Source organism: Curtobacterium sp. RM9 (genome assembly GCF_054956955.1).
Genome location: NZ_CM143271.1, coordinates 2,193,137 through 2,203,400 on the forward strand (window position 1 = coordinate 2,193,137; position 10,264 = coordinate 2,203,400).

Genomic DNA, 10,264 nt, shown 5'->3' on the forward strand with positions numbered 1-10,264 from the left:
TGCGCCAGGATGGAGGTGGTCGCGTCCGCTGCGCGGCCGGACCACGAGGGGGCGGGCATGTCGGACTGGCAGACACCGGGTGCGGGGCACCAGCCGGGCGGGGACGGGCACCAGCAGGGTGCCGCGGGGCACCAGCACGGTGACGCCGGGCACCGGGCTGGAGGCGCGGGGCCGGGCTGGGGCGGACCGCAGCCGTCCGGCGCGTGGCCCGGTCCGGGCTCCGGGCAGGTCCCGAAGGCACCGCCCGTCGCGCAGGGCGCGCGTCCGGTCATCCCGTTGCGACCGCTCGGCCTCGGCGACGTCCTCGCCGGCGCGTTCACCGTCCTCCGTCGCAACGCGCGGGTGCTGCTCCTCTGGAGCCTGCTGCTCAGCGGTGTCCTCGGCCTGCTCTCCACCCTCGTGAGCACGCTCGGACGCCAGGCCGTGCAGTCGCGGATGTTCTCGGCCATCGACACCGACGGCGGCAACACCGACGACGTGCTCGCCGGGTCGATCACCCTCTTCTTCCTCGTCTCCGTCGGGCTGCCCTTCCTCGCCTACCTCGGCCGCGCGTTCCTCGTCGCGCCCGTCGCCGCCGACACCGGGCAGCGCGTGCTCGGCCGACGCGCGAGCTTCCGCGGACTGTGGGCGCTGCTCGCCGGACGGCGCTGGTCCGTCGTCGCGTGGATCCTCGTGCAGCTCGCCGCCGGTGCCGTGCTCGGCATCGCCCTGGTCGCCGTGGTCGTCGCCGCGGTCGCGGGGCTGGCGGCCGGCGGCTCCGGAGCGGGCGGGTTCGTCCTCGTGGTGATCCTGCTGTTCCTCGGCGCGGTCGTGCTCATCGCCTGGCTCGCGACGAGGTTCGCGTTCACCGTGCCGACCATCGCGCTCGAGGGCCGGGGCGCCTTCGCCGCGGCCGCCCAGTCGTGGCGGCTCACCCGCGGGGCGTTCTGGCGGACCTTCGGCATCCTCCTGCTCGTGCACGTCGCCTTCGCCGTCGCGGCGTCGATCGCGTCGATCCCGCTGACGCTCGGCGCGGTGTTCGCCACCGGGGCGCTCGACCCCCTCGGCCAGACCGGGGCGTCCTCGGGCGTCGGGCCGGGTGCGGTCGTCGCCATCGTCGTCGGTTCCCTGCTGACGATCGCAGTGCAGTGCCTGACGGACGTGGTGAGCGCGTCGGTCGTGACGTTCCTCGCGATCGACCGGCGGATCCGGACCGAGGCGCTCGACCAGCGGATCGTCGCGCACCTGGAGACCGGGCAGCCGTCCGACCCGTTCGCGCCGGCGCCCGTGGTGGACCGCGGGCCGTGGCCGGGGGCGCAGCCGTTCGGCGGGCAGCAGTGGCCGGGCGCGCAACCGGCTCCCCAGCAGTACGGCGGGCAGCAGTGGCCGGGCGCGCAGCCGATTGCCCAGCAGTACGGCGGGCGGCAGTGGCCGGGCGCGCAGCCGGTTCCCCAGCAGTACGGCGGGCAGTCCTGGCCGGCCGCCGAGCCGGGCCCGCAGCCGTCCGGCGGACAGCCCCGCGACGCGAACCCGTGGGCAGGCGGGCAGCCGGGCCCAGGACAGCAGCCGTCGGCAACGGAGCCCACCCGACCGGACGGCCAGGAGCCGTGGCCGGGGAAGCCCACACCGCAGGAACCGGGTGCGCCGCGTCGCTACCCGCCGGACGGCACCGCATGACCCTCGGCCCGGACGAGGCGCGACGGCTCCTGGAACGCGAGCTCGAGCGCTCCGCGTACGACGGCGCCCGCGTCACGTGGTGGGACCGTGCGTCGAAGCAGTTCCTCGACTGGCTCGGCTCCTTGCGGATCGACGGCCTCGACTCCCCCGGGGTGGCGCACGCCTTCCTCTGGATCGCGGTCGTCGTGCTCGTCGCGGTCGTGGTCCTCGTGCTCGTCGCCCGCGGACTCCCCCGCCGGCGCTCCCGCGTGCAGCAGGCGGTCGACGGCGGTGTGTTCGACGACGACGACCTCCGCTCCGCCCGGGAGCTCGCGGAGGCCGCCCGGGCCGCCCTGCGCAGCCGCGACTGGTCCGCCGCGGTGCTCGACGGGTACCGCGCACTCGCGCGCGGCCTCGGGGAACGCGACCTGGTGCGCGACGTCCCAGGCGTCACCGCCCGGGCCGTCGCCGGCCGCGCCGCGCCGTTCTTCCCGGACGAGGCCGACCGGGTCGACGCCGCCGCACGGTCCTTCGACGCGGTCCGGTACCTCGGGCGAGACGCCGACGAGGCGACCGCCCGTGCGGTCCTCGACACCGAGGCCGCCGTCCGCGCGGCTCGGCCCCGGACCCAGCCGGTGGTGCCCGCATGAGCACGGCGACCGTGGCCGCGCCGGTGCGCGGGCGGTCCGGCCGGACCGGCCGGACCGTGTTCTGGGTCGTCGTCGTCCTCGTCGGCGTGCTGCTCGCCGCGCTGACGGCCGCGGTGCAGTCCTCGTCCGGACCGACCCGCGAGCCGCTCGATCCGCGATCGGCGACCGCGAGCGGCGCCCGGGCGCTCGTCCGGGTCCTCGGGCAGCAGGGGACGCGGGTCGACGTGGTGGACCGGGCGGACGGCCTCGACGCCGACGACCTCCGCGACACCACGGTGCTCGTCGACGACTCGGCGGGCGCGCTCGACGCCACCGTCGCCCGGCTCCTCGCCCGCGCGGCCCCGCACGTCGTGCTCCTGACCACGGACGACACCGCGCTCGACGCCTTCGGCCTCGACGTCGTGGCCGCCGGCCCGGTCGACGACGACGCGACGATCGCCGTCAGCGACTGTGCGATCCCGGCGGCAGCCGCCGCGGAGCGGATCACCGGCACCGGCGAGGGCTACCGACCGCCCGATGGTGAGCGGGCACCGGCGGACACCGACTTCTGCGCGCCGACCGGCAGCGGTGCCGACCGCGTCGCCGGACTCGTCCGGACGCCCACCTCCGGCGGCGACGTCACGCTCGTCGGCACGACCGCCGCGTTCCGGAACGACACGATCGCCACGGCCGGCAACGCCGCGTTCGCCCTCGACCTGCTCGGCTCCGGGGACCGCCTCGTCTGGTACACGCCGACGAGCACCTCCCCCGACGCCGCCCCGACGCTGGGCTCCCTCGCCCCGCCGTGGGTACCCGGCGCCCTCCTGCTGCTCGTGCTCGTCGCGGTCGCCGCCGGTGTCTGGCGCGGCCGACGCCTCGGCCCGCTCGTCGTCGAGCGGATGCCGGTCGTCGTCCGCGCAGCGGAGACGACCGAGGGCCGTGCCCGCCTCTACGCGCGGACCCGCGACCGCACCCACGCGCTCGACACCCTGCGGATCGCGGCCGTCCGCCGCATCGGACGCCGCCTCGGCCTCCCCCGCAGCGCGCACGTCGACGAGGTCGTGCGTGCCGCGGCCCGCGCCACCGGGCGCCCCGACGCCGCGGTCGGTGCCGCCCTGGTCGGCGGCCCCACCGGCGACGACCGGGCGCTCGTCCAGGGTGCCGCCGCGCTCGACGACCTCGAACACGCCGTCCGCGCCGCGACCGGGGAACCGACAGCGACGCACATCCGCCCCACCACGACCCGCCGCAACCGACGAGGAGCACGACCGTGACCGATCCGTCACCCGCCCAGACCACCACGGACGCCGGCCAGGAGCCGCTCCGGGACGCCTTCGGTCGGCTCCGCGCCGAGGTCGGCAAGGCCGTCGTCGGCCAGGAGGGCGCCGTCTCCGGGATGATCGTCGGCATCCTCGCGCAGGGGCACGTGCTGCTCGAGGGCGTCCCCGGGGTCGCGAAGACCCTGCTCGTGCGGAGCCTCGCGGCCGCGATGTCGCTCGACACCAAGCGGATCCAGTTCACGCCGGACCTCATGCCCGGCGACGTCACCGGCTCGCTCGTGTACGACGCCTCGACCGGCACGTTCCCGTTCCGCGAGGGTCCGGTGTTCACGAACGTGCTCCTCGCCGACGAGGTCAACCGCACGCCCCCGAAGACGCAGTCCGCGCTCCTCGAGGCGATGGAGGAGCGCCAGGTCAGCGTCGACGGCGCAGCCCGACCGCTCCCCGACCCGTTCTTCGTGGCCGCGACGATGAACCCGATCGAGTTCGAGGGCACCTACACGCTCCCCGAGGCGCAGCTCGACCGCTTCCTCATGAAGCTCACGCTCGACGTCCCGCCGCGCGACGTGGAGTGGCAGGTGCTCCGCCGGCACGCGGACGGCTTCGTCCCGCGCGACGTCCGCTCGGCGGGCATCGAGCCGGTGCTCGGGGTCGACGAGGTCCTCGCGGCGCAGCGGGCGGTCCGCGCCGTGGGCGCCCGCGACGACGTCCTGGCCTACGTGGTCGACCTCGCCCGTGCCACCCGGCAGGCGCCGTCCGTGCGCGTCGGGGTGAGCCCGCGCGGTGCGACCGCGCTGCTCGCCGCCGCGAAGGCCTGGGCGTGGCTCACCGGCTACGACGCCATCACGCCGGACCACGTGCAGGCCATGCTCCTGCCCGTCTGGCGGCACCGCCTCCGGGTCGCGGCGGACGCCGAGCTCGAGGGCGTCGGTGCCGACGGGGTGCTGCAGCAGGTCGTCGAGCAGGTCCGGGTCCCGTTCTAGTGGCGATCTCCGGCCGGTTCGTCGCCCTCCTCGCGGTCGCGATCGTCCCCACGGTGCTCCTCGGCAGCGCCTGGGCCGGTGTGGCCTGGGCGGCGGTCGTGGTCCTTGCCGCGGCGCTCGACGTCCTGCTCGCCGCCGACCCCCGCTCGGTCCGCGTCGAGCGCCGGATGCCGCGCCTCGCGCGCCGCGGGACGACCACCGACGGCACGCTCGTGCTGGCCAACGACGGCCGCCGGACACTCCGCGCGGTCGTGCGGGACATGTGGGAACCCTCGGCCGGGCAGTCGCCACGACGGCTCAGCACGACGGTCCCCGCCGGGGAACGCCGAACCGCCCGGATGCGGTTCGAGCCGTTCCGGCGCGGCCGACGCTCGACCGCGGGCGTCGCCGTCCGGGCGTTCGGGCCGCTCGGGCTCGCCGCACGGCAGCGGGTCCTGGCGGCGCCCGGGGAGCTGGTCGTGACGCCGCCGTTCCGGTCGCGCCGACACCTGCCCTCGCGACTGGCGCGGCTGCGTGAACTCGACGGCGAGACCACCCTGCAGCTCCGCGGGCACGGCACCGAGTTCGACTCGCTGCGCGACTACGTCCGCGGCGACGACGTCCGGTCGATCGACTGGCGCGGGACCGCTCGGCGGCAGGACCTCGTCGTCCGCACCTGGCGGCCGGAGCGGGACCGACGCGTGATCGTGGTCGTCGACGCCGGCCGCGCCGGAGCCGGACGGATCGACGACGAGCCACGCCTCGACACCTCCATCGAGTCCGCGCTGCTCCTCGGCGCGCTCGCGACCGCCGCGGGCGACCGGGTGGACCTGGTCGTGCTCGACGACACCGTGCGCGACCGCGTGCACGGCGCCACCCGGACGGACGTCGTCCGACGCTTCGGCGAGACGCTCGCGCTGACGGAACCGGGCCTCGCGGCGACGGACTGGTCCGCCGTGCCGGGGGTCGTCGACTCGGTGACGACGTCGCGCGCGTTCGTGGTGCTCCTGTCGAGCCTCGACTCGGTGGGCGCCTCGGCAGACCTGCTCGCGGTGCTCCCGCGGCTGACCCGGCGGCATGCCGTCGTCGTCACGAGCGTGGCGGACCCGGCGGTCGAGCGGATGGCGAGCGGTGCCCCGGAGCCGGACGACGCCGGACCGGGCCGGCGAGGCGGACGTGCCCCGCGCCTCCAGACCGGGTCCGGGGCCGGGCGCGACGTCTACCGGCGCGCCGCCGCGACGCGGACGCTGCTCGACGCGGACGGGGTCGGCGACGTGGCCCGCCGGGCCGGTGCCGAAGTGGTGCGGGGCGAGCCCGACCAGGTGCCGCCCGCAGTGGCGGACGCGTACCTCCGCGCCAAGGCGGCCGGGCGGCTCTGACCGTCAGCCGGCGGTGAGTGCGGTCGCGCCGCGCTCGAACTCCTCGACGTCGCCGCGCTCCCCCGCGCGGTGGGCGCGGCCGCCGAGCACCCACTGGTACCAGAGGACGGCGGCCAGGGCGAGCGTGCCGATGCCGATCTTGACCGGCCACGGCCAGGCCTGCCGGGTGACGACGCCCTCGACGAGCCCGGACAGCAGGAGCGTGAGGACGAGGCCGACCGCGATCGTGATGAGGGCCCGGCCGTCCTCGGCGAGGGCCTGCGCGCGCGTCCGGGCACCCGGGGCGATCCACGACCAGAAGATCATCAGACCGGCCGCTGCCGCGAGGAAGACCGAGTAGAGCTCGAGCTGCCCGTGCGGGGCGATGTAGAGGAAGAAGTCGCCGAGTCGGCCCTGCGAGTGCATGATCGCCGCGGAGACGCCGAGGCCCACGGCGTTCTGCATGATCGAGAACGGCACGTAGAGCCCGGTGACGCCGAACGCCACCATCCGGGCCGCGATGAAGGCGTTGTTCGACCACACCTGCGCCGTGAAGGCGCCGAGGCCGTGGTCGGAGTAGTACGCCTGGAAGTCCTGGGTCGCGTACTGCCGCAGGGCCTCGGGGGTGCCGAAGGTCGCGGTGGCGCCGGGGGTCGTCGCGATCCACACCGCGACGATCGCCGCGATCGCCGCCGTCGCCGCGGCCAGCCACAGCGTCGCCCAACGGATGCGGTACAGGGCGGCGGGGAGCTGGCGCGCGAAGAACGTCGTGACGGCGGTGAGCGGATCGACCGGGGTGCCCGTGAAGCGGAGGCGTGCGCGGAAGACGGTGAGCGAGAGGCGGTCGCCGATCGCGGTCCGGGGAGCGGCACCGCGGATGCGCGCGAGGTCGGTCGCGGCCTCCTGGTAGCCGGCGACGAGGCGGTCGACGTCCGCTCCCGAGGCGTGGCGGGCCCGGGCCAGCCGGTCCAGCTCCTGCCAGCGGTCGCGGTGCACCGCGCTGTAGGCCTCCAGGTCCACGTGCTCCCCCGATCGTGCGCGCTCCGCCCGGCATGGCGGGAGATCCCACCCGCCCGGCGACGAGCTCCGACAGAATGATCCCATGTCGAAGACCCGCGTGCCGCGCGACCTTGCCGACGCCCGTTTCGGGGCGACCCTCGACGACACCGTCGAGGAACTCGTCGTGGGCGAGGCCGTGGCGCTCGACGTGCAGCCGGCGGGCATCGCGCTGCGGCTCGCGGCGGCACTGCTCGACGCCGTGTGCCTGCTCGCGCTGTTCCTCATGCTGCTGTGGGGGCTGTCCCGGGTCTGGCCGACCGGGGTGGACGACGCGTGGGCCGGCCCGCTGGTGATCGGCACCGTCGTCGTCGTGCTCGTGCTCGTGCCCGCCGCGGTCGAGACGGTCACGCGCGGCAAGAGCGTCGGCCGCTACGCCACCGGCACCCGGGTCGTGCGGCTCGACGGCGGGGCGATCGGGTTCCGGCACGCGTTCACCCGGGCGCTCGTCGGGTTCCTCGAACTGTGGATGACCTTCGGATCGCTGGCGTTCCTCGTCGCGCTGTTCGGGTCGCAGCCGCGGCGTCTCGGGGACCTGCTCGCGGGCACGTTCGTGCAGCACGAGCGCGCGGTGCGACGGCAGGAGGCACACGTGCTCCTGCCCGCCGAACTGGTCGGGTGGGCCGGTGTCGCGGACGTGTCGGCGCTCCCACAGCGGCTGGAGAACCGGCTCGGGGCGTTCTTCCGCGTCGCCGCCGACCTGCGGCCGGAGTCGCGGGAGGCGACCGCGCGCACGCTCGCGGCGGCCGTGGCGGAGTACGCGCACCCGGTGCCCGCCGTGCACCCGGAGACGTTCCTCGCGGGAGTGGTCGCCGTGCGCCGGGAGCGGGACGTGCGGGCGATGCGCTCCCGGGCCGCGCTGCTCGACCGCGCTGCCGGGGTCGCGGGGGCGCGGCCGCCGGGCTTCCCGCGCTGACGCGGCCCGCGGTGCCGGCGGCGCCGCGCGCTCAGTACCGGTAGTGCTCGGGCTTGTACGGCCCCTCGACCGGCACGCCGATGTACGCCGCCTGCTCCGGCCGGAGCTCGGTCAGCGCCACCCCGAGCGCGTCGAGGTGCAACCGGGCCACCTTCTCGTCGAGGTGCTTCGGCAGCACGTACACGCCGGTCGGGTAGGAGTCACGCCGGGTGTGCAGCTCGATCTGCGCCAGCACCTGATTCGTGAACGAGTTGCTCATCACGAACGACGGGTGCCCGGTCGCGTTGCCGAGGTTCATCAGGCGCCCCTCGCTCAGCACGAGGATCGAGCGGCCGTTCGGCAGGCGCCACTCGTGCACCTGCGGCTTGATCTCGACCTTCTCGACCCCGGCCAGGGCCTCGAGCCCGGCCATGTCGATCTCGTTGTCGAAGTGCCCGACGTTCGCCACGATCGCGAGGTGCTTCAGCGCGAGCATCTCGTCGACCCCGACGACACCGAGGTTGCCCGTGCAGGTGACCACCATGTCGACCTGGTCGGCGACGTCCGCGAGGCGAGCGACCTGGTACCCGTCCATCGCGGCCTGGAGCGCGCAGATCGGGTCGACCTCGGACACGATCACGCGGGCGCCCTGGCCGCGCAGCGCCTCGGCCGCACCCTTGCCCACGTCGCCGTAGCCCACCACGAACGCGACCTTGCCGCCGATGAGGACGTCGGTCGCGCGGTTCAGGCCGTCGGGCAGCGAGTGCCGGATGCCGTACTTGTTGTCGAACTTCGACTTGGTGACCGAGTCGTTGACGTTGATCGCCGGGAACCGCAGCTCGCCGCTCCGGGCCAGCTCGTACAGGCGGTGCACGCCCGTGGTGGTCTCCTCGGTGACCCCCTCGACGTCGGCGGCGATCCGGGTCCAGCGGTCGGTGGACTGCTCGAGCGACCGCGCGACGGTCGCGAGCACGATCCGCCACTCGGCGCTGGCGTCGTCGCCGGCCTCGGGCGCTCGGCCCGCCGCCTCGGCGTCCGCGCCGGTGTGCACGAGCATCGTCGCGTCACCGCCGTCGTCGAGGATCAGGTTCGGGCCGGTCCAGTCGGCACCGGCCGCGGCGGCCTCGGCGCTCCAGTCGAAGATGCGGTCGGTGCACCACCAGTACTCCTCGAGCGTCTCGCCCTTCCACGCGAACACCGGCACGCCGGCGGGCGACCCCGCGGTCCCCGTCGGTCCGACGGCGACGGCGGCCGCGGCCTCGTCCTGGGTGGAGAAGATGTTGCAGCTGGCCCACCGGACCTGCGCCCCGAGCGCGACGAGCGTCTCGATGAGGACGGCCGTCTGCACCGTCATGTGGAGGGAACCGGCGATGCGCGCGCCGGCGAGCGGCTGCAACGCGCCGAACTCCTCGCGCAGGGACATCAGGCCGGGCATCTCGTTCTCGGCGAGGCGGATCTGGTGGCGTCCCGCTTCGGCGAGGGAGAGGTCGGCGACGCGGAAGGGAACGACGGTGGTGGCTTCGGTCGGCATGCCGTCAGTCTCCCACGCAGCGGGCGCTGGCCCACAGGCGACGGGACACGTCCCGTCACGGTGGTCGACGCGGTCGGACGGGAGGCGCGGTGCGGGTGGGCCGACGTCGATGCGGTGCGCCGCGCCTCCAGACCGACCACCGTGGCCGACCGACCGGACCGGCGTCAGTCCGCGTCGCGGCGGAGCGGCTCGCGCCGCACCACGCGCCAGCCGCGCGGGACGCGCAGGCCGGCCGCGTGCCGGGCACAGAGGTCGTAGCCGTGGGGCTCGACGCGGGTCGAGAGCGGCCCGACGACGACCATCGAGTCCGCGTAGTCGTACGTCAGGGTCGACGCAGCGCTCGCGCCGCACGCGACCTTGCTGCAGATCCTCACGTCCATACCGGCACCGAGCCTATCGGAGCGAGGCGGGACGACCCGTCGCGCGTACGATGTGGGGATGCGCCGCAGGACTCGTCTCGTCACCCCCGTCGACCGGGCCAGGGGCCGGGGTCGACACGGTCGCGGCGGTCGGTCGAGCGTGACCGGGCCCGAACTCGCACCCGTCATCACGCGGGCCGAGGCGTTCGACCGGATCGTCGGCGACACGGCGCACTACCTGCTCGGGCTGTGGCCGGAGGAACTGTCCGGCGTGGTGTTCCAGGTCGCGGACATGCCGACCGACCAGGCGCTGCCGGAGCAGCTGCCGCGATGGCGGGTGGACCGCCCGGGTCGTCGCGTGACGCTCTTCCGGATCCCGGTCGAGCGGGTGACGCACAGCCCGGAGAAGGACGACACCGACCGCCGGGTGATCATCGAGACGGCGGTGTTCCGCGCCGTGGGCGAGCTGCTCGACAAGGACCCGTGGGACCTCGCCCCGGACCGCTACCGCCACTGGTGACGCGGCCCGCCGCAGCGACGGGCGCGCGCTGCGGTCGAG

10 protein-coding genes are annotated in these 10,264 nt (G+C 75.4%); 7 read left to right on the top strand and 3 right to left on the bottom strand.

Annotated features, from left to right (window positions below; all coding sequences use genetic code 11):
* Positions 1 to 57: 57 nt before the first annotated feature.
* The 5 genes from ACY3FI_RS10350 to ACY3FI_RS10370 are packed head-to-tail and all read left to right on the top strand — an operon-like array spanning position 58 to position 5,885.
* Positions 58 to 1,656 carry a glycerophosphoryl diester phosphodiesterase membrane domain-containing protein gene (locus ACY3FI_RS10350; RefSeq protein ID WP_462547444.1) on the top strand — a complete coding sequence of 533 codons (1,599 nt, stop codon included), beginning with the start codon at positions 58 to 60 and terminating at the stop codon, positions 1,654 to 1,656.
* Entirely contained in the window at positions 1,653 to 2,285 is a 633-nt protein-coding gene (locus ACY3FI_RS10355) for a DUF4129 domain-containing protein (protein WP_462547445.1), read from the top strand. Before ACY3FI_RS10350 ends, ACY3FI_RS10355 begins: the two co-directional genes overlap by 4 nt.
* Complete coding sequence (locus tag ACY3FI_RS10360; RefSeq protein WP_462547446.1) at positions 2,282 to 3,538, top strand: DUF4350 domain-containing protein; 1,257 nt, start codon at positions 2,282 to 2,284, stop codon at positions 3,536 to 3,538. Before ACY3FI_RS10355 ends, ACY3FI_RS10360 begins: the two co-directional genes overlap by 4 nt.
* Positions 3,535 to 4,527 (top strand): AAA family ATPase, encoded by a 993-nt coding sequence (locus tag ACY3FI_RS10365; RefSeq protein ID WP_462547447.1) that lies wholly within the window; start codon positions 3,535 to 3,537, stop codon positions 4,525 to 4,527. The genes ACY3FI_RS10360 and ACY3FI_RS10365 overlap by 4 nt, the downstream gene beginning before the upstream one ends.
* Entirely contained in the window at positions 4,527 to 5,885 is a 1,359-nt protein-coding gene (locus ACY3FI_RS10370) for a DUF58 domain-containing protein (RefSeq protein ID WP_462547448.1), read from the top strand. The genes ACY3FI_RS10365 and ACY3FI_RS10370 overlap by 1 nt, the downstream gene beginning before the upstream one ends.
* A gap of 3 nt (positions 5,886 to 5,888) precedes the next feature.
* On the opposite strand, the gene ACY3FI_RS10375 is transcribed toward ACY3FI_RS10370, so the two are convergent.
* Positions 5,889 to 6,884, bottom strand: a complete 996-nt coding sequence (locus tag ACY3FI_RS10375; RefSeq protein ID WP_462547449.1) for a stage II sporulation protein M — start codon at positions 6,882 to 6,884, stop codon at positions 5,889 to 5,891.
* A gap of 82 nt (positions 6,885 to 6,966) precedes the next feature.
* Here ACY3FI_RS10375 and ACY3FI_RS10380 point away from each other — a divergent pair, with 82 nt between their 5' ends.
* The gene (locus tag ACY3FI_RS10380; protein WP_462547450.1) at positions 6,967 to 7,836 is read left to right on the top strand and encodes an RDD family protein; all 870 of its coding nucleotides are present in this window, start codon (positions 6,967 to 6,969) and stop codon (positions 7,834 to 7,836) included.
* Positions 7,837 to 7,867: 31 nt separating this feature from the next.
* On the opposite strand, the gene ahcY is transcribed toward ACY3FI_RS10380, so the two are convergent.
* Both ahcY and ACY3FI_RS10390 read right to left on the bottom strand, forming a co-directional pair.
* Positions 7,868 to 9,346 (bottom strand): adenosylhomocysteinase, encoded by a 1,479-nt coding sequence (gene ahcY / locus ACY3FI_RS10385; protein WP_462547451.1) that lies wholly within the window; start codon positions 9,344 to 9,346, stop codon positions 7,868 to 7,870.
* A 164-nt stretch (positions 9,347 to 9,510) separates the two neighbouring features.
* Positions 9,511 to 9,726 carry a DUF3499 family protein gene (locus ACY3FI_RS10390; protein ID WP_462547452.1) on the bottom strand — a complete coding sequence of 72 codons (216 nt, stop codon included), beginning with the start codon at positions 9,724 to 9,726 and terminating at the stop codon, positions 9,511 to 9,513.
* Positions 9,727 to 9,784: 58 nt separating this feature from the next.
* On the opposite strand from ACY3FI_RS10390, the gene ACY3FI_RS10395 reads away from it, so the two are divergent.
* Positions 9,785 to 10,225: a metallopeptidase family protein gene (locus tag ACY3FI_RS10395; protein WP_462547453.1), complete on the top strand. Its 441-nt coding sequence runs from the start codon at positions 9,785 to 9,787 to the stop codon at positions 10,223 to 10,225.
* Positions 10,226 to 10,264: the final 39 nt, after the last annotated feature.